The sequence below is a fragment of the Rhizobium sp. NZLR10 genome (assembly GCF_019685125.1).
Lineage (GTDB): Bacteria > Pseudomonadota > Alphaproteobacteria > Rhizobiales > Rhizobiaceae > Rhizobium.
In genome coordinates, this window is record NZ_JABDWE010000023.1 from 77,323 (window position 1) to 98,943 (window position 21,621).

Sequence of the window (21,621 nt, forward strand, 5' to 3'; positions counted from 1 at the left end):
TCGATTCACTGGATCGATTGCTCGGGCTTCGCCCGACCGCAGCTCACCCGCGCCCGCGATAGGTGGCGACGCCCTGCTCCGGCAGCCACACCCCTTCCGGCGGCGTGCCCGTCTGCCAGAACACGTCGATTGGAATGCCGCCGCGCGGATACCAGTAGGCGCCGATCCTCAACCACCTGGGATCGAGCAGCTCGACGATGCGCTTGGCAATGTAGATCGAGCAATCCTCATGAAAAGCGCCGTGATTGCGGAAGGAATGCAAGAAGAGCTTCAGCGACTTCGATTCCACCAGCCATTCGCCGGGAATGTAGTCGATGACGATATGGGCGAAATCCGGCTGCCCGGTCATCGGGCAGAGCGAGGTGAATTCCGGCGCGGTGAAGCGCACCACGTAATCGGTGCCGGCATGGTTGGACGGCACTTTTTCAAGCACCGCCGCCTCCGGCGACCGCGCGGTTTCGGTTTGCTGGCCCAGCATCGACAGGCTGGAGGTATCGGTATTCGGCATCATGCCTCCTTGACGACCTTGACGCGGATGCCGTGAGCCTTTTCGCCCTCCGGCTCCACATGAATTGCAATGGTGGCGCCCTCGTGCACCGCCCTGATGGCATCCTCAAGGCGGTCGCAGATATCATGCGCCTGGCGTACCGACATGCCGCCTGGCACCACCATATGAAAATCGATGAAGGTCACGGTACCCGCCCGCCTCGTCTTCAGGTCGTGCACGCCGATCGAACCCGCCGCGTGGGTAGCGATCGCCTGCTTGATCGCCTCCTCCTCCTGCGGCTCGACCGCCTGATCCATCAGCCCGCCGATCGATTGTGAGATCACCTTCCAGCCTTGATAAAGGATGTTGACGGCGACGAGAATGGCAAGCACCGGATCGAAGATCGCATAACCCGTCGCCAGCGCCAGCAGCAGGCCGACGAGCACGCCGACTGAGGTCACCACATCGGACATGATATGCTGCCCGTCTGCGGCAAGTGCGGCCGAGCGATACCTGCGCCCGGTCCGGATCAACAGCCGCGCCCAGACCGCATTGATGACGCCGGCCGCGACATTGATCGCAAGGCCGAGCACAGGTGCGTCGAGCATGCGCGGCTCGGCGAGGTAACCGACCGCCTCGTTGACGATCAACAGTGCGGCGACGACGATCAGCACGCCCTCGGTAACGGCCGACAGATATTCCGCCTTGTGATGGCCGAAGGGATGGTCGTGATCGGCCGGCTTCTGCGCATAGCGAATGACGAAAAAGGCGATGAAGGCGGCAACGACGTTGACCGTCGATTCGAGGCCGTCCGACAGCAGCGCCACCGACCCGGTGACCCACCACGCCACCATCTTTAGGCCCATGACGCCAAGCGACAGCGGTATCCCCCACATCGCCAGCGTCCGAACCGTAAGGTCGCCGTTGTCACTCATATCGTCCCCCTGCGGTTGCGAATGAATTGCAGCTCTCAAGCCGTTGAAACGCAAAACCGCCCACGCGACGATCGCGAAGGCGGTTCAGATTGAGGGTGATATGGGCGATGAAGGAGGGTTTGTCAAAGGGAATGAAACGTCGTTCACAGGCGGTGCCTCCCCGATTGAGAGCTGCGTAACCTCCGATGGCGGGTGCCGGGCGGTTCAAGGGGCCGGGTCGGAAAGGACAGGTTGCGGCCAGCGCAAGAGCGCGGCCTGCCCTGCGGGCGTCAGGGCGTAGATACCCTTCTCTATACGCTCGAACCATCCGTAGACGTTGTCGCGCAGGATCGGGCCGGCATTCGCCGCAAGCGCCCTCATCTCCCGCGGTCGTACCAGACCACGTTCGAGTGCTGAGGCGCAGAGCAGTGCCTGCTGGCGATAAGCGGTCATGATCGGCGCTCGCGAACCACCACCGACCGCAGGATCCCCACGGCGGCGCTTGTGCTCGCTGACGAGGCGCGAGCGCCTTTTTGGGTTGGTCCGCGGCATCGGTGAAATGGAACCGACGATAATGCTGACCTCGCCGCCATCGGAGACGCCGAGCATGCCGATACCGAGCCGCCGGCAGAGGTCGCGGTAACGCCTGTCGGCCTCCCGCCCGCGGCCCTTGGCGGAAACACGCGCCGCGATCCAGACTTCATCGCTCATCGCCGCGCGGTCGACCGCCTGCAGAAGCAGTTCGAGGTTGAAGGAGAGTTTCAGTTCGCAGACCACCACGACCGGCGGCTCGCCATCGCTCAAGCCAACGAGATCGCACTTTCCGACCTCGCCCTTCACGACATAACCGGCCGCCTCCAGGAAGGCTTTGACGGGCAGGTAAAGCGATGTCTCCATGGCAGAAAGATGCTTCAGGCGGCGTTGAGATCGGCAATCTCGCCATATCGCGCGAGCAGCCGCGGCGAGGACATGTCGCCGGTTTCCTCGTCGACAATTACGGCATAGGCCGCCACGCCGACGAAACGCTCAGCCATCGCCGAAGCGATCTTTTCCGCGCTGACGGAGTTGGATGCCTGGCGCATTTCGCCGGGTACGAGGTTGCCGCGGTTCTTGCGGTAAGGGAGAACGATGAATTTTTCACTGGCCACGGCAACGGGTTCCGATTGATCGTTCCTGAAATGTTCTGATTTGCTTGAGAAAGTCAACCGAACTCTTCGGTGGAAGCCCGCCCTTCCCGCAACACGGGAAGGGCGAGGGAATTACGCTCAGGCAGCCTTCGTCTTCACCTTGCGTGCCAGATGCGCCACGACGTTTTCGATCATCCGCATCCCGGCGTCACCGCCGAGCGTCATGATCGATTCCGGATGGAACTGTACCGCGGCGATCGGCTCCTTGGCGTGTTCGATGCCCATGATCGTGCCGTCCTCGCTCTCCGCCGTGATGATGAACTCGCGCGGCAGCGTCGAGGGATCGGCAAAGATAGAGTGGTAGCGGCCGACCGTCACTTCCTTCGAAAGGCCGGAGAAGACGATGCCCGGTTCCAGCACGCGGATGCGCGAGGGCTTGCCGTGCATCGGCAGTGCCAGATGGCGCAGTTCTCCGCCATAGGCTTCGGCGAGCGCCTGCAGCCCCAGGCAGACGCCGAAGATGGGCAGGTTGCGCGCCCGCGCCTTCTTGATCGTCGCCTTGCAGTCGAAATCTTTAGGCGTTCCAGGCCCCGGTGACAGCACGACGAGGTCCGGGTTCAGCCGGTCGAAGATTTCCTCCGGCACCGGCGTGCGCACGGTCGAAACGGTCGCCCCCGTCTGGCGGAAATAATTGGCAAGCGTGTGGACGAAGCTGTCTTCATGGTCGACGAGCAGGATGCTGACTCCCTTGCCGACGCTTGCGACGTCGCGCTGAGTCTTGCCGGAATTGCCGGTCTTGGCGTCGCGGATGGCGGAAAGCATGGCAGAGGCCTTCAGTTCTGTTTCGGCTTCTTCTTCCTCAGGGATGGAATCGTTGAGCAGCGTCGCACCGGCGCGCACCTCGGCGATACCGTCTTTGATGCGCACGGTGCGCAACGTCAGGCCGGTGTTCATGTCGCCGTTGAAGCCGACCATGCCGATCGCACCACCATACCATGCGCGCGGGCTCTTTTCACGGCTCTCGATGAAGCGCATCGCCCAGAGCTTCGGGGCGCCGGTGACGGTGACCGCCCAGGCGTGACTGAGAAAACCGTCGAAGGCGTCCATGTCGTCGCGCAGCCGTCCCTCGATATGATCGACCGTGTGGATGAGGCGCGAATACATCTCGATCTGCCGGCGGCCGATCACCTTGACCGAGCCGGGCTCGCACACACGGCTCTTGTCGTTGCGGTCGACGTCGGAGCACATGGTCAGTTCGGATTCGTCCTTCTTCGAATTCAGAAGCTTCAGGATCTGCTCGCTGTCGGCGATCGGGTCGTCACCGCGCTTGATCGTGCCCGAGATCGGGCAGGTCTCGATCCGGCGGCCCGAAACGCGCACGAACATTTCCGGTGAGGCGCCGACCAGATATTCCTGATGGCCGAGATTGATGAAGAAGGAATAGGGCGACGGATTGATCGCCTTCAGCCGCTTGGAGATGTCGGAAGGCTTGCTTTCGCAGCGCTCCATGAATTTCTGTCCGGGCACGACTTCGAAGAGGTCGCCCTTGCGGAAACTTTCCTTCGCCTTGGTCACGAGCTCGGCATATTCACCGGGCCGATGATCGCTCTTCGGCGGGATGGAATCCGTGTGCTTAAAGGGTTCGGGCGCGATATCGCCGGCTTTGCCCTCGGTCGACACGCCGCCTTTTTCGAAATCATAACGGTCGATCCAGGCTTTGGCGGCGTAATTGTCGACGACGAGAATCTCGTCAGGCAGGTAGAGCACCATGTCGCGCTGGTCGGAGGGCCGCGTCAGCTTCAGATCGATCGCGTCGAACTGGAAGGCGATGTCGTAGCCGAAGGCGCCGTAGAGCCCGAGGCTCGCATCCGCCTGCGAATAGAACAGATCGGTCACGGCGCGCAGCACAGTGAAGACCGTCGGCATCTTCGAGCGCTCTTCCTCGGTGAATACCCGGTCCGGCGTCTTGACCGAGAGGTCGAGACGCCGAGCGGAGGAAGCGCCGAGCACGAGGTCGGACACAGTCTTTAGCCGCTCGATCACGAAGCCGAGAAGCACTTCGCCGCGTTCGTTGTAGGCTTCGATCCAGACCTCCCGCCCGAAGGAAGAAATGCCGAGCGGCGGATCGACGACGGCAGTATCCCAGCGCGTATAACGTCCCGGATATTCGTAGTTCGACGAGAACACCGCGCCGCGGCGCTCGTCGAGCTTGTCGATATAGGAAGAGACCGCATCGCCGTAGGGGATTGCCCGCCGCTGTCGCGTGACTGATATGCCGCCCTTGGTCTCGTAGATTTCCGCACCATCATCCCGCAGGATCGTTACCATTGTTCCACTCCGTTATCGGGGCCCGGACGACAGGCGACCATAAAACAAAAAAAGCCGCCTCGAAGTTTCGGGCGGCTCACTCGTCGTCTTTGGACACGATTGGTCGAGGCCGCCTTAGCGAGCCCACCACCAAACAGCAATGTTCAAGGACTTGATCATGGGAAAATTGTTAGCCTGAGATCGGCCGCCACGCAAGAGGCGATTGCGTAATGAAAAAGGGCAGCCCGAAAGCCGCCCGATCTGATGTCCTGCTCTGACCCGATCAGAAAGTTTTCGTCAGCGAGACCTTGAAAGTGCGGCCGGGCTCGGAATACCAATCTTGCGGCTGCGATGCGGCTGAGTTCGGGTTGACGTCGCGCAGGGCGAGCGCATTAAAATATTCCTGGTCGAAAATGTTGTAGACGCCCGCCTGCACCCGCAGGCCCGGCACCTGTTCCGGCGTCCACCAGCCGGTCAGGTCGACGATTGCATAGCCGGGCGCATCGAAGGTCGTATCGGCGGTCGTGCTGAGATGGTCTGTGAGCATGCCTGCCGAAAGCGTCGAGGAAAGATCGAAGCCGAAATTCTCGTTGCTCCAACCGACGCCGACGATCGCCTTGAAGGGCGCGACCGAGCGCAGGCGCTGGGCAGTTTCCTCGTTCCTGCCGTAGGCATAGGCAAGCGCTGCATGCAGATTGATGCCGTTGTTGAACCTCTTGTTGGCGCTCGCTTCGACACCCGAGATCGTCACACTGCTGACATTGGTATAGTTGAACTCCGTGATGCCGGTGGAGGCGTTGACGCTCGTCACCGTTTCAATGAAGTTGTGATATCGGTTGTGGAAGAGCGCCAAGCGACCGTTAAAATCGCCCGTGTCGAAATTGGCGCCCATTTCGACACCATAGCCGGTCTCGGGCTTCAGGTCGGGATTGCCGAGCTGGGCATAATTGCCGCCCGCATTGTAGAAGCGGCTATAGAGCTCGTCGACAGTCGGGGCGCGGAAGGCTGACGACAGCTGGGTGTAGAGCTGTACATCGGGTGTCAGTTCGTAGGTGGCGAGCACCTTCGGCGAAGCATGTTGATCGCTGCGATCGGACAGCGTACCGAATTTTGCAAGCGCGGGATTGCTGGCAAAACCGCCACCCGTCGACGGATCATAGCTGAACCAGTCGAAACGAATGCCCGGCGTCAGCGCAAAATTCGTATCGCCGAACTCGATTTTGTCTTCGATCGACAGGCCGATCGTCTTGCTGTCTACGTCCGGCACTTCCGACTGATTGTTGAGCGAAGGGCACGTGGTCGGCGTCGGGCAAAGCGCGGAGCTGTACTGGTTCCAGGCCGACGTCGTCGCGTCGAGCGTTGCTTTTACCGAATGGCGGACGTTCGAATATTCGAAATCCTTGGTGACCGTGCCGTTGAAGCCCCAGGTCTTATTTTCGATCTCATTGTTTCGGCCGTAGGCGACATTGGCCGCTGTGCGTCCATGGCTGCCCGACTCCTTCTTCAGATCCTGCCAATAGAGCGTGGCCCGGGCGTTGGTGAAGAATGCATCTGAGGACTGCGCTTCATAGTCATAGTCGAGCGATACACGATCGCGGTCGCGCAGTTCGCGGCCATCATAATTGTCGATCATGTAGGTGCGCCCGGTTCCCTGTAGCTCTCTCAGGTCGGTTTGGAGATCGCGGCGAAACCGCTCCGCCGTCAGGCCGATGCGATGACCGCCTTCCAGCTCCTGGCGGAGCTTGAAGAGCAGGTTGTGCTGGTCGAAATCGGCGGGATCCGCCTCGGTCCGCAAACGACCGTAACTGTCGCTGTCGCCCATATTGTCGCGTTCATGCCCTTTGCGGTAGCCGCCCTGAAAGAGCATCGACGTGCCGCCGATCTTCTTGGCGGCGGCGGCCGAACCGGAAAGGCTGCTGTCTTCGCTGTCATAGGTGGACTTGACGATCGCGCCCCAGTCGCGGCCTTCGGGAATGATATCCTCCGGCTCCAGCGTATTGACGACGATCGCGCCGCCGAGCATGCCCGAGCCGCCCTTGCTCGAATCCGCCCCGCGCACAATATCAAGCGACGAGAGCGAGTTGAAATCGAACGTATCGCCGCCGCCATTGGCGTTGGCAGGCGCGAAGGCACCTTGGCGCGAGCTGTTCGAGAGATAGGGAATCGGAATGCCGTCGACAACAGTCAGGATGCGTGCGCCGGAGAGGCCGCGCAGATTGACGCCGGCATCGCCGCGCGAGAAATTCACGCCGGGATCGACGCTGCGTCCGAGGTCTTCGAGATTAGTGACCTGTTTCTCGTCCAGCTGCTTGTCGGTGATCTCGGTTGCAAGCGGCGTGTCGGCGACACTGCCCGGCGCCAGGCGTTTGCCCTTGACGACGATCTTCTGCAGGACGGTGCTGTCGTCGGCCGTTGCTTGCGGCGTGGTGGCCGAAGCGCTTTGCGCGAAAGACTGCGAAACAGGAAGAACAACTGCGGCTGCCGTGCAGACCAATAGAACCGAGCGCCAATACCGGACGATCATAACCTACCTCTCATGATGATTACCGGGCTGGCTGGTCGCGGCGCGTCGAACGCTCGAGGGGCTGGCTGGGCTTTTGCGGATGAAAGCGATGCTGAATTTCGCCTTCTTTTCGCCGCATAAAAAACATGAGATATTTTGTCAACATAAAGCGACACTTTATGTTGAATTATTCTATCAAGTTTTAACGATCTTTCCTGACGTTGCGTAATTGCAACGAAAACCGCGATAATGCGTTATCACCTACGCGATCGACATGACGGAACCGGATGCGTTGAGAAAACTTTCGATACTGGCGATCCTTCTCGCCGCAACCGCCTTTCTTGCCGGCGCCCGCCTGCCCCCGCACGGCCCTTTACCCCAACCTCGACCGGACACCGGTGCTGCAACCACCCCTACCCCGCTTCCTGACAAGGCTGAACCGCCCGCACCGGACGATGTGCCCGCGCCTCAGCCAAAGCCTGATATGAAGGAGCCGGCAGTACCGGCGCCAGACCAGCCGGCGGCGCCCCAAACCGAACCAGGAAACACCGAACCCGCAAAGCCCGCACCGGGAGAACCGATGCAAGGTCCGCCGCTCCCGCCTGGCAGGCTCGAAGGCCCGCAGGCTCCGGCGGAGGAGAATAAACCGCCGGCCGAACAGACACTCGAAGAGCAGCACCTGACGATCGAATCCGAAAGCGATGCCGAGCACGCCGAATGCACCGCTGCGCTTAAGGCCTTGGGCGTCGTATTCAAGGATGCACCGCGCATCGACGACGGCAACGGCTGCGGCATCGACAAGCCGATCATCGTCTCAGATGCTTTGCCCGGCATCAGTTTGAAGCCGGAGGCGACGATCCGCTGCCCGGCCGCACTCGCCCTTGCCCGCTGGATGAAGGAAAGCGTCATCCCGGCCGCCTCCGCCGCTCTGCCGGAGCAGGGCCGCCTGACGACAGTCAATCAGGCATCGGCCTATATCTGCCGCCTGCGCAACAGCGCCGAAACCGGCAAGATTTCCGAACATGCCCGTGGCAACGCCATCGACATTGCAAGCTTCCATTTCGAAAAGGGCGAAGATGTCGCCGTCCGCTCCCGCCGCGAGGACCCGACATTGACCGGCGCCTTCCAGCGCACCGTCAGCGCCGCCGGTTGCCTCTATTTCACCACCGTCCTCGACCCCGAAAGCGACGCCGCCCACGAGACCCATTTTCATCTCGACGTGATCGAAAGAAAGGGCGCCTATCGCTATTGCCACTGACCATTTGGTGGCTGCGATCCTCGCTTGAATCGTGCAGCGAAATAACCAAATAGAAGCTGCAAAATAGGTGGAGGGGTCAGCGGCAATTGAAGATCATAGCGAACGTCATCCTGGTTCTCCTGATCGTCGCTATTGGCTTCATCTTTACTGGTGAATTGCATTTGCCATCGGAATGCTGTTCGTCGGGGCGCTGCAAAGCCTTTTCATCTGGCTGTTTATCGATCCGGACTTGGAAAAGCGCCGCGAGCGCCGTCTGCTCGAGCGCTTCGGCAAACCGTCACCGGATCAGAACAACCCCTCGATATAACCCTGCTCGTTCAGGAAAATCCGCTCCGCCGACGGCGATTTCGGCAGGCCGGGCATTGTCATGATCTCGCCGGTGATGGCGACGACGAAGCCGGCTCCCGCCGAAAGCCGCACCTCCCGCACTGTGACGATGTGGCCTTCCGGCGCGCCGCGCAGGCTCGGATCGGTAGAGAAGGAATATTGCGTCTTCGCCATGCAGACCGGCAGCTTGCCGTAGCCCTGCTCCTCCCAGGTCTGCAACTGGTCGCGCACTGCCTTGTCGGCCGTCACCTCGCCGGCATGGTAGATCTTCGAAGCGACGATCTCGATCTTCTCGAACAGCGAAATGTCGTCGCCGTAGAGCGGTTGGAATTTCGCCTGTCCGGATTCGGCCAGTTCCACCACCTTGTGCGCCAGTTCCTCGATGCCGGCTGAACCCAGCGCCCAGTGGCGGCAAAGGATCGCCTCGGCGCCGAGCCTCGAAACAAATTCCTTCACTGCCGCGATCTCGGCGCCGGTATCGGAGACGAAATGGTTGATCGCCACGACGACCGGAACGCCGAACCGGCGGACATTGGCGACGTGCCGGCCGAGATTGGCGCAACCCTTCTTCACCGCCGCGATATCCTCCGTGCCGAGATCCTCTTTCTTCACACCGCCATTCATCTTCAGCGCCCTGACGGTGGCGACGATGACCGCCGCATCCGGTTTCAGCCCGGCCTTGCGGCACTTGATGTCGAAAAATTTCTCGGCGCCGAGATCGGCCCCGAAGCCCGCTTCCGTCACCACATAGTCTCCGAGTTTCAGCGCCGTCTTCGTCGCCGTCACCGAATTGCAGCCATGGGCGATATTGGCGAAAGGCCCGCCATGTACGAAGGCCGGATTATTCTCGAGCGTTTGCACCAGGTTCGGCTGCATCGCATCCTTCAGGAGCACCGCCATGGCCCCGTCGGCTTTCAGGTCGCGCGCATGCACCGGCGTCCTGTCGAAGCGATAGCCGATGATGATGTCGCCGAGCCGCCTCTCCAGATCCTTGAGGTCGGTGGCGAGGCAGAGGATCGCCATCACTTCGGAGGCGACGGTGATGTCGAACCCGCCTTGGCGCGGGAAACCATTGGCAACGCCGCCGAGTGAGGAGACCACGCTTCTGAGCGCCCGGTCGTTCATGTCCATGACGCGCCGCCAGGTGATGCGGCGGATATCGATATTCTCTTCGTTGCCCCAGTAGATGTGATTGTCGATCATCGCCGCCAGCAGATTGTGCGCCGAGGTGATCGCATGGAAATCGCCGGTGAAATGCAGGTTGATGTCTTCCATCGGCACGACCTGCGCGTAACCGCCGCCGGCCGCTCCGCCCTTGACGCCGAAGCAGGGGCCGAGAGAAGCCTCGCGGATGCAGACGATGGCTTTCTTGCCGATCCGGTTCAGCCCGTCGCCGAGCCCGACGGTGGTCGTCGTCTTGCCCTCGCCCGCCGGTGTCGGATTGATCGCGGTGACGAGGATCAGCCTGCCGTCCTTCTTGCCCGCCTGCCCGGCGATGAACTCGGCGCTGACCTTTGCCTTGTCGTGACCGTAGGGAACGAGCTGTTCGACCGGAATGCCGAGTTTCGCCCCGATCTCGAATATCGGCTTTTTGGCCGCAGCACGCGCGATTTCGATATCGGATTTGATTGATGGCATGGATGTTCCCCGTCCCGGCCTTCCGCAGACGCGGAGGTACTTGTTCTCTCTTTATCGGGATAGCGAAATATCGGCGGGGTGTGAATAGCGCTGCGCCTTGCGGCCACCACGCTGGGGCGTTTGAGTGGCGGTCAACGATCGCGATCCTCGTCGCCTTCTATATCGGCCTGGTAGCGGCGCTCGCCGTCTATGCCGTTTCCTTCGGCTACAAGCTCCTGAGGATCGCCTCGGGTGTCTTCGCCCTCGACAAGGCGGAGATCAATTTAACGAAGCAGCCGCAGGAACGATCTCTGCCTCAGCTTTTCTGGGGCATCGAAGACTTTCCTTGGCATCGGGTCCACACAGGCGAGAACCGGGTTCGTCACCATAAGGGATGATACCATTGACAATGCCAAGTTCGAGCGCCTGAGAACGAGGTATAGTCTTTTGCTCAATCGAGGTCGCGAGCATCATCGTCTTGTAAGGCTCGGCATTGACGCCCATCTCGTCGAAATAGGCGAAGAATTTTGGATATTCAGCCTTCGCGGGTCTGACGAGACCGATATCGGAATATCCGACAAGCCGCGGCGTTCCGCTAATCAAGACTAGCGTACAGGTCGAAAGGCAGTATGCACCGCCAGCAGAAACCTCGCCCTCGGTCGCCCCGCTTTTGGCAATGCTCGCCTTGCAACGCGGATCCAGCGTCGGGCAGTTGGGCAACCGCGTTCTGCCAATCGAGGTCTCCAGACCTGCAGCCCGGATAATACGCCCCATCGCGAAAGCCGCATCCATGTCTCCGCCATAGGACTGAAGGACGACCGGCAATTTTCTTCCGCCGAGCGCTTTCAAGATCGCCTCCAGCCGAGCCGGCGTATCCGGCGTGATGTCTCCATCCCCGGAAATCCACTGCGTGCACTCGTCCTGGCAATTGCCATGATACATCAGCAGAAAGTCCATCGGCCGGGTTTTCGGCAGAGTCTCGTTTGTGACTGCGACCGCAGCCTGCACAGAGGCCTTGGATACAGGCGTCTCCGCCGCCGCACGGCGATGACAAACGGCCTCGGCCGCTGCATCCGGAGCACAGAGCGGCATGCCAGGCCATTCGTTATAAGCCAACATGTCCGTCGTGAGACCGATTTCAAGTGCGTCTGCGGCCGGCACGATGTTGATGCGGTCAGGGGTGGCGCTCATCATCAGTCCAATCAAATCGGCGCTAACGCCCATTTCCTTCAGATAGGCCGTAAGAGCAGCAGTGGCCTTCTTGCCTAGCTTGGTGGAACTGCTGCTCCCCGCTGACTTTCGGCCCATCTCCTTGCGGGAGATTTCGGTCTTCTTGCCGTTCACCATCTTGTATTCGATGCGGTAGGAAACACGCACTTTGCTGTAGATTGTCGTGATCTGGTGAACGCCGATGAATGCCCATTGCGACGCGACCCGCGAGGTTCCGCCGGCAAACACCAGCGGACAAGCGGAAAAGCAGTATGCGCCATAGGAATAGGTATCACCAAGCGTGGGTTCATTCTTTGCGATAGCGGCATCGCAACGCATATCATCTTCTGGACAATCCTTCAGCCGTGTGCCGCCCACAGCCGTTTCAAGGCCGGCCTTGCGGATCATCCTGCCCATCGCATAAGCGGCGTCTACTTCACCACCTTCTGAAAGAAAGACGATCGGCATTTTTCGGTTGCCGATTGTCTTCAGAATTTTTTTGAGTTGCGCGGGCGTATCGGAGGTTATGCGTCCTTCTGCCGATATCCATTCCGGACAGTCATCCATGCACAGGAGGCTGCGCACGAGGATGAACCGCATCGGCGGCTGACCTTTCTGTTTCTTCTGCTCGGCAGCCTGCGAGGTTGCGGCACCGATCGACAAGCTCAATAGAAGAAAACCAAGTATTACCAATGAAAACATAAACTTCAGGATGACGGCAATTGCAAAGCGCACGATTAAATCGCCTCAGTTATACATGGTTTAGGCTTATCAATTGCATTGAAGGGCAGCAAGCGAGATTCCTACGCCAGTTCCCGTACCGACTTCTGCAGAAGTGATTCTCTCAGACGGCGACTTGCAGCTTGCAGGTACACATCAAGCAAGTAGAAGATGCCGCAGCGCTACATTTCCACCTCAGCACTCAACCAATGCGCGAACAACCGTGGCAAATTATTCACAATTTGAGTTAATCGACTTACACCAAATCAATTGGGACTAGCATCAAGCGGGTTTTCTGTGTTTGATAGCGGTAACATTAGGGCTGCCGGGGGCGTACAAATGTCTTACATGACTACCTCTGAAAGACAGTCATTGCTTTCTGCAGAGCTTGCCATTGCACGAACGCGCAGTCTGTTTGCGCAGGCGCTGGGCCGGGTTTCCGCAGCCTTCGGATTGTCGCATGCAACGCTGATGCACGCTCCCTCCCCGGAAGACCTCCTGTTGAAACCCCTGCTGATCGAGAGTTCGCTGCCGGCCGCCTATATCAGGGAATTCGACCGCGCCCACATGATGCGCGGCTGCCCTTTCGGCTTACGGCTGAGGGAATCCGCCGTCCCTCCGGTCTGGCACCTCAACGACGCTTTCAACGGTCAGGCCTTCCCCGCCGAACTGCATGCCCTGATGCTGCGCCATGCCATACCGGCAGGCGTTGCCATGCCGACCATTGCGGCCGACGGCCAGCGCCTGGTTTTCTGGTTCTGCGGCGAGCGCGCCGCACTTGGCCAGAGCGAGGTCAATGAGCTGGCAATGATCACTCTGCATGCACTCGATGCATACAATGCAGTCAAGCGCAACGAGGAATGCGCGTATAACGCGCTGTCGACCCGCGAACTAGAGGTTGTGCGCTGGACTGCCCAGGGCAAGACCTCGATCGAAATCGGCCAGATCCTGACTTTGTCGGACCACACGGTGAATGCCTATATGACGAACGCGATCAAAAAACTCGATTGCGTCAACCGCACCCAGTTGGTAGCTAAGGCAATTCGATTGAAGCTGATCAACTGAGGAATCGGAAGAGAGTCGGCACGTCGTCCAGTGATCTGGGGGAATCGTGTCTCTTCGTTTCGAACAGCCCATCATCGACAAGACCGAGCAATCCCGCGCCCACTTCGGCATCACCGATGCGGAAATCCTTCAGATGCTTGCTGCCTATCGCCTTTTTGGCTTCTGGCGCATCAACATCGAGACCGGACATTTCTTTGCGAGCGAGGATGTACACGAGATCTTCGACCTCCCCTACAGCAACGGCCCCGTCAATCTGACCGAGCTGATGTCGCGCATCCATGAGGAGGACCGCAGCCTGATCGCCCAGACATTCGAAGAGGCGAGCCGTCATGGCGTCGGCTTCCATTTCGTATACCGCGTCGACAGCCGGCTTGGCGGTTACAAGCTGGTGCGCAGCGTCGGCCGCTTTCGTGACGATGAAAGCGGCGGCGGCATCGTCGGCGTCACCTATGAATGCGTCGAGCGGCGGCGCGTCGTCGGTTTCGAGGACGATGCGAGACCCCGCTGACTCCACGGGGTTTACCGGTCGAGCACCGAACGGATTTCGACTAGGTTCGAGCGCACCCGGAGAATATAAAAGCCCATGGTGGCGAGATGGCTCGGCATGATCCAGCCGTCCTCGCGCCCGTTCGAAATGATCGCCGGCTGAATGCGCAACGCCGCTTGGAACTGCCGCATCGTGCTGCCCCAGACCGCTCCGAGATTGCGCTCCTGCACCACTTGCGAGAAATCCGCCTGCGCGGCGGCAAGGATGGCGTAATAGGCGTAGAGCTGGCCGTAGGCGAACCAGAACCGGTCGTCGGCGCGGGTATCGAACCAGCCGCGATTGTGGTTTTCCGAGCGCTCGGCGAGCATGTCGGACGTGCCGCCGAGATCGTTGGCAATGCGGTCGATGAACTGCATGAGGTTGTCGGCGCGGCCGTCGAAAATGACGCTGCACGTGGAAAGATCGGTGTTGAATTTGCGCAGGCTGCCGATCGCCGAACGGTAATAGGAGGGCGTCGGCGTCTTCGGCCCGAAGGGATTGAGCCCGAAATACCAGCTGTATTCGTCGAATTGCAGATTGCCGCGGGCGCTCTGCAGGTCGTTGTTGATGCCCGACGTGCCGCGCACGCGCCCGAGCGTATCGACGAGCTCTGCCGATGTCCGCCGAACCGCCTGATTGATGCCCCGCTGGAACGACGCCTTGTTGTCGAGGAAAGGCGTGTGATCCCAGTCGATTCCGAAAAAGCCCATTTTGTAGAGCAGCATGGAGGAGATCCATGCGTTCTGGTTGACGTTGAAGTCGGTCAGGTCGGCCGTGACGTCGATGATCGCCGAACGCTGGCAGGTCTTGGCTGCCGTGGCGTTGCTTCCCTCGGCGACCGGCATTTCCTGTCCCGCGGCAACCTTGCGTTCGGCAAGCCGGTATTGGTCGACGAAGGCGGTGTTGAAATTCGACCAGGCCTGCGTCTGCCAGAAGAAATAGCCGTAGAGCACGACGAAGAGCGCCACGAACGCGATCACCGGCAGCCGGATCATCCAACTCCGGCGCTGATACCAGCCATGCGCGGCAAGAATGGGCCAGAAGGCCCAGGCGAAAAACAGGCGGACCCAGCGACCGATCGTCTGGCCGATCAGCCTGAAAAAACCGGCTATCCGGTCAAGCATCGTCGTCTCCTGTCAGGCGAGGCGAACATCAGGACATTGCGGCCCCGTCGCATCCACATATGCGCTCGATGGGCCGAGCACAACACGAGCCCTCCGATTTTTCGCAAGGGGGCCTTGCGGAAAAGAGGTGCTGACGACGTCTTGCGGCTCAGGAACGCAGGAAAGGCAGGCTGAACCGGAAGGACCTGCGCGCCGTATCGATCAGAGGGGCTCCCGATTTGTCCGGCGCCGGCTCGGCATAGGTCGGAAACCTGCCGGTAAATTCCAGATCGGCGCGGCTCTTGCGCCGCTCCAGATCCTGGGCGACCAGCATGCCCTTTTCGAACAGCCTGATTGGCGCGGCGATATCAGGAAAGAGTTCCGGCCTGATCCGCATCTTCATGCCGGGCCGGTCGGTATCGACCTGCGCCTGATAGATGATCAGCCGCTCCTCGACGTCGATCATCAGCTTGCGCAGCAGCACGCTACAAGCGGCGATCCGGCCATTCAGCGAATCGACAAAGGTCTGGAACAGGCCGATGAAACGCTCGCGCCGCTGGCTGTCGTCGCGCATCTCGTGCTCCCCGGCGGAAATCTGCTTGGCCTCCGCCTTCAGCGCCCGCCGCTCCGCCTCCATCTGCTCCCAATGCGCCCTGCTGCCGTAGACGCCGATACGGCCCTGCGTCGTCAGCGCCTTGGCATTGAGTTCCTTCATCTTCAGGCGGGCAATATCGATGGAATCGACCAGTCGGCGCCGTTGCTCGACGATGTCGATGAGACCGCGTTCGGCGGCCCTGTGCCGTTCGATGATCGAAGCGCGCTGGCCGGCAATCAGTCTGGCGAGCGCGTCCGATTTCGTCAGAAGTTCGAGCAACCGTTCGATGACGGGGGCCTCGCGCACACGTTCGGTATACATGCGCCACATCCGCTGGCGCGACGTCCAGCCGGCCATCTTTTCGCGCAGCGTCAGCCCCCGAAAACTGTCGAGATCGGCCGAAACCTCCGCCGTCAGCCGGTCGAGGGAAAAGACCAGCTCCGCCTGCAGGGCGTCAAGCGCGGAAGCATCGGCGATATGGGCCTGGAAACGAGAATTCTGTTCGAGGAAGACCTCGTCGGCCGAACGTGCCTCATCGGCGCTGAAGGCGCTGATTGCGGCCACGCAATAGTCTCCGTCGGCCGCAATCCTCTCGGCAAGGATGCCTGCAGCTTCGTATTGGCTGTCGAATGGCGGAGGTTTACGCACCAGGCCTCTCCAGGGAATCTCGTGCTTCTCAAGCTAGAGCATGGTGCCGAAAAGTGTGAGCGGTTTTCCGTCCGGAATTGCTTAAAATCGAAAGCATGTTGCTTGCGGCGCCAAAGAAAGCAGGCCGCATCGCGGCTTCAGACCGGCTCGGCGATCCAAGCCCCGTTCATCGCTTCATCCCAATGCCTGCGACAGAGCGAGACATATTTCTCATTGCCGCCGACTTCGATCTGCGCGCCTTCGTGCAACACCTTCCCCTCCGCGTCGAGCCGCACCACCATCGTCGCCTTGCGCCCGCAATGGCAGATCGTGCGCACCTCGCGCATTTCGTCGGCGATCGCCAACAGTTCCTGCGAGGCCGGAAACAACTTGCCCTGGAAATCGGTTCTCAGCCCGTAGACCATCACAGGAATGCCGAGCCTGTCGACGACGCGGGCAAGCTGCCAGACCTGGACAGGCGTCATGAAATGCGCCTCGTCGACGAAGATGCAGGCAATCGGCGCGCCTTCACCGCTCAGCGTCCCGATCAGCCGGAACAGGTCCTCGTGCGGTTCGAAGGGAATGGCGCTCGCCTCCAGCCCGATCCGCGAGCCGATGACGCCCCGGCCGGTGCGCTCGTCGAAGGCAGCGATCAGCTGCACCGTGCGCATACCGCGCTCCTGATAATTGTAGGAGGCCTGCAGCAGCATCGTCGACTTGCCGGCATTCATAGTCGAGTAGTTGAAATAGAGTTTTGCCATCCGATCTCTCCTTGATCGGCTTATTGAAAGCTCACAATGGCAAAGAAAAGCCCTGCAACAGTGATAATCACAGGAATCCCGCTCAAAAACTGCTGAAAGCCCCAAAAACAATATAGTTCCAAAAATCTGCCCGACGTCGCAATCGCATGGGTCGATACGACGCAAACGCACTGAGGTCGCTTGTCAAACTCGGCTATTGGTGGTTGGCTTGGGAACTTAAAGACTGGGAGTCTAAAATGAAAACAACAAGCACGTTCAAATTCGTCACTGCCACTGCCATCGCCACACTCTCCGTTGCGACCGCTGCCTTCGCCGCGGATCCCGACAGCTGCTCCACCGTACATTTCTCGGACGTCGGCTGGACTGACATTACCGCCACCACCGCTACTGCCTCCGTCGTCCTGAAGAGCATCGGCTATCAGACCGACATCAAGGTCCTCTCGGTACCGGTCACCTATACCTCGCTGAAGAACAAGGACATCGACATCTTCCTCGGCAACTGGATGCCGACGCAAGAAAAGGACGTCCGCCCCTATCTCGACGACAAGTCGGTCGAATCCTTCGGCCCCAACCTCGTCGGCGCCAAGTACACGCTCGCCACCAACGCCAAGGGTGCGGAACTCGGCATCAAGGACTTCAAGGATATCGCCGCCCACAAGGACGATCTCGACGGCAAGATCTACGGCATCGAGCCCGGCAATGACGGCAACCGCCTCGTCATGGATCTGATCGAAAAGAACACCTTCGGCATGAAGGATCTGGAAGTCGTCGAATCCTCGGAACAGGGTATGCTGGCGCAAGTCGCTCGCGCCGAAAAAGCAGGCAAGCCCGTCGTCTTCCTCGGCTGGGAACCCCATCCGATGAACACCAATTTCAAGCTGACCTACCTCACAGGCGGTGACGACGTCTTCGGTCCGGACTTCGGCGGCGCCAAGGTCTACACCAATGTTCGCGCCGGCTATCTCGGCGAATGCCCGAATGTCGGCGCGATGCTGAAGAACCTGACATTCTCCCTCGATATGGAGAATAAGATCATGGGCAAGATCCTCGACGACGGCAAGGAGCCGGAAGCTGCGGCGACCGAATGGCTGAAGGCCAACCCCTCAGCCCTCGACCCCTGGCTTGCAGGCGTCAAGACTCGCGACGGCAAGGGCGACGCTCTGGCGGCTGCCAAGACCGGCCTCGGCCTTTGATGATATGACGGGGCGGCTCGCCGCCCCGTTTCATTTTTGTCCGATTGTTGATTTTTTTGGATAGGCGCGCCCCTTGAATTGGATCACCGAGGCTAAGATTCCCATTGGCTCATGGGCCAAATCCTTCGTGGACTGGCTGACATCGAACGGCGAGTGGTTCTTCAACCAGCTCGCCTTCCTGCTGTCGAGCGCCATAGACGGCCTGCTCTTCGTGCTGCAGAAGCCCCACCCGCTGATCGTCATCGCTGCCATCACCGCCCTTGCCTTCTGGCTGCGCCGGTCGATCGCAGTCACGCTGTTCACCTGTCTTGGGCTCCTGCTCATCGTGAACCAGGGTTATTGGAAGGAGACGACGGAGACGCTCGCCCTCGTGCTCGCCGCCACCTTTGTCTGCATGGTGATCGGCATTCCCTTCGGCATTGCCGCCGCCCGCCGCCCTTGGGTCTATGCCGCCATGCGCCCGGTGCTCGATCTGATGCAGACCATTCCGACATTCGTCTACCTGATTCCGGCGCTGATCCTGTTCGGCCTCGGCATGGTTCCGGGCCTGATCGCGACCGTCATCTTCGCCATCCCCGCCCCCATCCGGCTGACACGCCTCGGCATCATCTCGACGCCGCCGTCCCTCGTCGAAGCCGCCGTTGCTTTTGGCGCAACGCCGATCCAGGTGCTGCGCAAGATCGAACTTCCCTTTGCCATGCCGCAGATCATGGCGGGCCTCACCCAGACCATCATGCTGTCACTGTCGATGGTGGTCATCGCCGCCCTCGTTGGGGCGCCCGGGCTTGGCGTGCCGGTCGTGCGCGCGCTGAACACCGTCAATATCGCCAAGGGCTTCGAAGCCGGTTTCTGTATCGTCATCTTGGCGATCATTCTCGACCGCATATTCCGCACGGCGGGTGAAGGAGGCGGCGCATGACCGCGGTAAGCTTCAAGGATGTCAGCATCATCTTCGGCGACCGGCCGGAAACAGCGCTTGCCATGGTCGACCAGGGCAAAACACGTGACGAAATCGGCGCCGCCACCGGCTTGGTGCTCGGCGTCGCCAATGCCTCGCTGACCATCGAAGAAGGCGAAATCCTGGTGCTGATGGGCCTTTCCGGCTCTGGCAAGTCGACGCTGCTGCGCGCCGTCAACGGCCTCGCCCCCGTCGTGCGCGGTGACGTCTCGGTCTCGACCTCCAATGGTCCGGTCAACCCTTACAGATGCAACGCCAAGGCGCTGCGGGAGCTGCGCACCCACACCGTCTCCATGGTGTTCCAGCAATTCGCTCTTCTGCCCTGGCGCACCGTCGCCGAGAATGTCGGCTTCGGCCTCGAACTCGCCGGCATGCCGGAGGCCGAACGCAAGCGGCGCGTCGGTGAACAGCTCGAGCTCGTCAACCTGACGAAATGGGCCGACCGCAAGGTCAACGAACTCTCAGGCGGCATGCAGCAGCGCGTCGGTCTTGCCCGCGCCTTTGCCACCGGCGCCCCGATCTTGCTGATGGACGAGCCTTTCTCGGCGCTCGATCCCCTGATCCGCACCCGCCTGCAAGACGAGCTCCTGGAGTTCCAGCGGCGGCTGAAGAAGACCATCCTCTTCGTCAGCCACGATCTCGACGAGGCCTTCCGCATCGGCAACCGCATCGCCATCATGGAGGGCGGCCATATCATCCAATGCGGAACGCCGCACGACATCGTCAAGAACCCCGCCGACCAGTATGTCGCCGATTTCGTGCAGCATCTCAACCCGATCAGCATGCTGACGGCGGCCGACGTGATGCAACCCGGTCTCGGTCAGACGGCCGCCGGCATGAGCGTCAGCGCCACGGCCCGTGCCGCTACCCCGCTCGTCGATATCCTCGATGCCCTTGCCCGCCAGCCCGGCAGCATCGGCATCGTCGAGAACGGCACGATCGTCGGCACCGTCTCGGCCCAGGATATCGTTGCCGGCCTCACCCGCCATCGCCGCAAGCAGGACGCTTGATGTTTTCAATCCGCTTTGCCACAAAGCGGATATGAAAGATCAACCCTCGCCCATACGCGAAACCGACGACGATGCCCGCAAGCTTGCGCGCGTGCTTCTGCGCTCCGCGCGGCACGCGGCGATTGCCGTTCTCGACCCCGAGACCGGCTTCCCCTTCGCCAGCCGCGTGCTGGTCGCGACCGATATTGACGGCACCCCCGTCATCCTCGTTTCGAAACTGTCGGCCCATACCAGGGCGCTTGCCAAGGACCCGCGCGCCTCACTCCTGACCGGCGAGCCGGGCAAGGGCGATCCGCTCGCCCACCCTCGCCTGACAACCCAATGCCTGGCTGAACCCGTCGAGCGCGGCAATGCGTTCTACGAGCGCATCCGCACGCGTTTTCTCGCTCGCCACGCCAAGGCGAAGCTTTATCTCGACTTTCCTGATTTCCTGTTCTTCCGTCTCAAGCCGAAACGGGCCAGCTTCAATGGCGGCTTCGGCCGCGCCTACCTGCTCGACGCAAACGATCTCATAATCCAGTCGTCCGCGAATGAAGAAGTCGCCGCCGGGGCGGCAGAAGCAGTGCGAGATTTAGTAGCGCGCTACCCCGATGTGACCGAGACCCTCGCTATCAGGCTAAAGGCGCCGGAATCGGCTTCTTGGCGCATTTGTGGTATCGATCCCTCAGGTTTTGACATGATTTCCGGCGATTATCTGCTGCGATACGAATTCGAAACCCTCATTGGGGATGCCGATCACATTTGTTCAAACATATCTAAAATAGCATACTCGATACCTTAAATTTAGGTATATACAATCTTCGACCCCAGTTGCTAGTTTCTGGCGTCGGTCAAAATCCCGACTGGCGGCCAGTGCCCACATGAATGATGTACGTTTCGCATTAGGAAGATAACAATATGGACACCACGGATTTGGCCGATCACACCAATGTGGCGGCAGCGTTATTATCGGCCATGGCCAACCCGAAGAGATTGCTGATCCTGTGTAGCCTCGTGAAGGGCGAAGTGGCCGTCGGCGTGCTTGCAACGCAGGTCGGCCTCAGCCAGTCGGCTCTTTCCCAGCACCTGTCGAAACTGCGCGCTCAAAAGCTGGTCAAGACCCGCCGAGACGCACAAACCATTTATTATTCGAGCACCTCCGAGCCGGTGATGAAGATCCTGGCGACGCTCGAAGACATCTATCTCGTGCAGAATCGGAACAGATCCGCCGCTTGATGATAGCGCTGACATGAATGTCGGCCGATGTCGTGGCGTAAGGGGATGTTCCCGGAGACGCGACAACGATATTTCAGCACCTGAACCTTATGGCACGAC

19 protein-coding genes and 1 pseudogene are annotated in these 21,621 nt (G+C 60.3%); 9 read left to right on the plus strand and 11 right to left on the minus strand.

What is annotated here, in order from left to right:
• Positions 1 to 43: 43 nt before the first annotated feature.
• The 6 genes from queF to HJB82_RS27960 form a co-directional block, all read right to left on the minus strand.
• Positions 44 to 508: a preQ(1) synthase gene (gene queF, locus HJB82_RS27935; protein WP_207581326.1), complete on the minus strand. Its 465-nt coding sequence runs from the start codon at positions 506 to 508 to the stop codon at positions 44 to 46.
• Positions 508 to 1,422 (minus strand): cation diffusion facilitator family transporter, encoded by a 915-nt coding sequence (gene emfA / locus HJB82_RS27940; RefSeq protein ID WP_207581327.1) that lies wholly within the window; start codon positions 1,420 to 1,422, stop codon positions 508 to 510. The genes queF and emfA overlap by 1 nt, the downstream gene beginning before the upstream one ends.
• Positions 1,423 to 1,626: 204 nt before the next feature.
• A complete protein-coding gene (locus HJB82_RS27945) occupies positions 1,627 to 2,298 on the minus strand; it encodes a DUF2161 domain-containing phosphodiesterase (protein ID WP_207581328.1) in 672 nt (223 codons plus the stop codon).
• A 14-nt stretch (positions 2,299 to 2,312) separates the two neighbouring features.
• Positions 2,313 to 2,549: a hypothetical protein gene (locus tag HJB82_RS27950; protein ID WP_037078786.1), complete on the minus strand. Its 237-nt coding sequence runs from the start codon at positions 2,547 to 2,549 to the stop codon at positions 2,313 to 2,315.
• Between the two features lie 117 nt (positions 2,550 to 2,666).
• Positions 2,667 to 4,856, minus strand: coding sequence for an anthranilate synthase (locus HJB82_RS27955; protein WP_207581329.1), 2,190 nt, complete (start codon positions 4,854 to 4,856; stop codon positions 2,667 to 2,669).
• 262 nt (positions 4,857 to 5,118) lie between these two features.
• Positions 5,119 to 7,359 carry a TonB-dependent hemoglobin/transferrin/lactoferrin family receptor gene (locus tag HJB82_RS27960; RefSeq protein WP_207581330.1) on the minus strand — a complete coding sequence of 747 codons (2,241 nt, stop codon included), beginning with the start codon at positions 7,357 to 7,359 and terminating at the stop codon, positions 5,119 to 5,121.
• 253 nt (positions 7,360 to 7,612) lie between these two features.
• Between HJB82_RS27960 and HJB82_RS27965 the strand changes: the two genes are divergently transcribed.
• Complete coding sequence (locus HJB82_RS27965; RefSeq protein WP_221142105.1) at positions 7,613 to 8,596, plus strand: extensin family protein; 984 nt, start codon at positions 7,613 to 7,615, stop codon at positions 8,594 to 8,596.
• 86 nt (positions 8,597 to 8,682) lie between these two features.
• A pseudogene (locus tag HJB82_RS31835) lies at positions 8,683 to 8,903 on the plus strand (hypothetical protein).
• Here HJB82_RS31835 and HJB82_RS27970 read toward each other — a convergent pair.
• Both HJB82_RS27970 and HJB82_RS27975 read right to left on the minus strand, forming a co-directional pair.
• Complete coding sequence (locus HJB82_RS27970) at positions 8,882 to 10,561, minus strand: formate--tetrahydrofolate ligase (protein ID WP_221115874.1); 1,680 nt, start codon at positions 10,559 to 10,561, stop codon at positions 8,882 to 8,884. The pseudogene HJB82_RS31835 and the gene HJB82_RS27970 sit on opposite strands and share 22 nt — an antisense overlap.
• A 258-nt stretch (positions 10,562 to 10,819) precedes the next feature.
• Complete coding sequence (locus HJB82_RS27975; RefSeq protein WP_259671351.1) at positions 10,820 to 12,451, minus strand: hypothetical protein; 1,632 nt, start codon at positions 12,449 to 12,451, stop codon at positions 10,820 to 10,822.
• 357 nt (positions 12,452 to 12,808) lie between these two features.
• Here HJB82_RS27975 and HJB82_RS27980 point away from each other — a divergent pair, with 357 nt between their 5' ends.
• Positions 12,809 to 13,534, plus strand: a complete 726-nt coding sequence (locus HJB82_RS27980) for a LuxR family transcriptional regulator (RefSeq protein ID WP_207581334.1) — start codon at positions 12,809 to 12,811, stop codon at positions 13,532 to 13,534.
• Between the two features lie 46 nt (positions 13,535 to 13,580).
• Positions 13,581 to 14,042: a PAS domain-containing protein gene (locus HJB82_RS27985; RefSeq protein ID WP_221142107.1), complete on the plus strand. Its 462-nt coding sequence runs from the start codon at positions 13,581 to 13,583 to the stop codon at positions 14,040 to 14,042.
• 11 nt (positions 14,043 to 14,053) lie between these two features.
• Here HJB82_RS27985 and HJB82_RS27990 read toward each other — a convergent pair whose 3' ends face one another.
• The 3 genes from HJB82_RS27990 to HJB82_RS28000 all read right to left on the minus strand — a co-directional run bounded on the left by HJB82_RS27990 (position 14,054) and on the right by HJB82_RS28000 (position 17,146).
• Positions 14,054 to 15,184 carry a DUF2333 family protein gene (locus HJB82_RS27990; RefSeq protein ID WP_207581336.1) on the minus strand — a complete coding sequence of 377 codons (1,131 nt, stop codon included), beginning with the start codon at positions 15,182 to 15,184 and terminating at the stop codon, positions 14,054 to 14,056.
• A 148-nt stretch (positions 15,185 to 15,332) separates the two neighbouring features.
• Positions 15,333 to 16,406, minus strand: a complete 1,074-nt coding sequence (locus HJB82_RS27995) for a hypothetical protein (RefSeq protein ID WP_221142109.1) — start codon at positions 16,404 to 16,406, stop codon at positions 15,333 to 15,335.
• A 137-nt stretch (positions 16,407 to 16,543) separates the two neighbouring features.
• The gene (locus HJB82_RS28000; protein ID WP_207581338.1) at positions 16,544 to 17,146 is read right to left on the minus strand and encodes a thymidine kinase; all 603 of its coding nucleotides are present in this window, start codon (positions 17,144 to 17,146) and stop codon (positions 16,544 to 16,546) included.
• 236 nt (positions 17,147 to 17,382) lie between these two features.
• Between HJB82_RS28000 and HJB82_RS28005 the strand changes: the two genes are divergently transcribed.
• The 5 genes from HJB82_RS28005 (at position 17,383) to HJB82_RS28025 (ending at position 21,522) form a co-directional block, all read left to right on the plus strand.
• Positions 17,383 to 18,339, plus strand: a complete 957-nt coding sequence (locus HJB82_RS28005; protein ID WP_207581339.1) for a choline ABC transporter substrate-binding protein — start codon at positions 17,383 to 17,385, stop codon at positions 18,337 to 18,339.
• 73 nt (positions 18,340 to 18,412) lie between these two features.
• Positions 18,413 to 19,258, plus strand: coding sequence for a choline ABC transporter permease subunit (choW, locus tag HJB82_RS28010; protein ID WP_207581340.1), 846 nt, complete (start codon positions 18,413 to 18,415; stop codon positions 19,256 to 19,258).
• Positions 19,255 to 20,307, plus strand: a complete 1,053-nt coding sequence (gene choV, locus HJB82_RS28015) for a choline ABC transporter ATP-binding protein (RefSeq protein WP_207581341.1) — start codon at positions 19,255 to 19,257, stop codon at positions 20,305 to 20,307. The genes choW and choV overlap by 4 nt, the downstream gene beginning before the upstream one ends.
• Positions 20,308 to 20,338: 31 nt before the next feature.
• On the plus strand, positions 20,339 to 21,088 hold the full coding sequence (locus HJB82_RS28020) for a HugZ family protein (protein WP_207581342.1): 750 nt from the start codon (positions 20,339 to 20,341) through the stop codon (positions 21,086 to 21,088).
• 116 nt (positions 21,089 to 21,204) lie between these two features.
• Positions 21,205 to 21,522, plus strand: a complete 318-nt coding sequence (locus HJB82_RS28025) for a helix-turn-helix transcriptional regulator (protein ID WP_164013673.1) — start codon at positions 21,205 to 21,207, stop codon at positions 21,520 to 21,522.
• Positions 21,523 to 21,621: the final 99 nt, after the last annotated feature.

Coding starts and splice junctions, on each gene's coding strand:
- queF (WP_207581326.1), bottom strand. CDS start 508: ATGCCGAATACCGATACCTCCAGCCTGTCGATGCTGGGCCAGCAAACC.
- emfA (WP_207581327.1), bottom strand. CDS start 1,422: ATGAGTGACAACGGCGACCTTACGGTTCGGACGCTGGCGATGTGGGGG.
- HJB82_RS27945 (WP_207581328.1), bottom strand. CDS start 2,298: ATGGAGACATCGCTTTACCTGCCCGTCAAAGCCTTCCTGGAGGCGGCC.
- HJB82_RS27955 (WP_207581329.1), bottom strand. CDS start 4,856: ATGGTAACGATCCTGCGGGATGATGGTGCGGAAATCTACGAGACCAAG.
- HJB82_RS27960 (WP_207581330.1), bottom strand. CDS start 7,359: ATGATCGTCCGGTATTGGCGCTCGGTTCTATTGGTCTGCACGGCAGCC.
- HJB82_RS27965 (WP_221142105.1), top strand. CDS start 7,613: ATGACGGAACCGGATGCGTTGAGAAAACTTTCGATACTGGCGATCCTT.
- HJB82_RS27970 (WP_221115874.1), bottom strand. CDS start 10,561: ATGCCATCAATCAAATCCGATATCGAAATCGCGCGTGCTGCGGCCAAA.
- HJB82_RS27975 (WP_259671351.1), bottom strand. CDS start 12,451: ATGTTTTCATTGGTAATACTTGGTTTTCTTCTATTGAGCTTGTCGATC.
- HJB82_RS27980 (WP_207581334.1), top strand. CDS start 12,809: ATGTCTTACATGACTACCTCTGAAAGACAGTCATTGCTTTCTGCAGAG.
- HJB82_RS27990 (WP_207581336.1), bottom strand. CDS start 15,184: ATGCTTGACCGGATAGCCGGTTTTTTCAGGCTGATCGGCCAGACGATC.
- HJB82_RS28000 (WP_207581338.1), bottom strand. CDS start 17,146: ATGGCAAAACTCTATTTCAACTACTCGACTATGAATGCCGGCAAGTCG.
- HJB82_RS28005 (WP_207581339.1), top strand. CDS start 17,383: ATGAAAACAACAAGCACGTTCAAATTCGTCACTGCCACTGCCATCGCC.
- choV (WP_207581341.1), top strand. CDS start 19,255: ATGACCGCGGTAAGCTTCAAGGATGTCAGCATCATCTTCGGCGACCGG.
- HJB82_RS28020 (WP_207581342.1), top strand. CDS start 20,339: ATGAAAGATCAACCCTCGCCCATACGCGAAACCGACGACGATGCCCGC.
- HJB82_RS28025 (WP_164013673.1), top strand. CDS start 21,205: ATGGACACCACGGATTTGGCCGATCACACCAATGTGGCGGCAGCGTTA.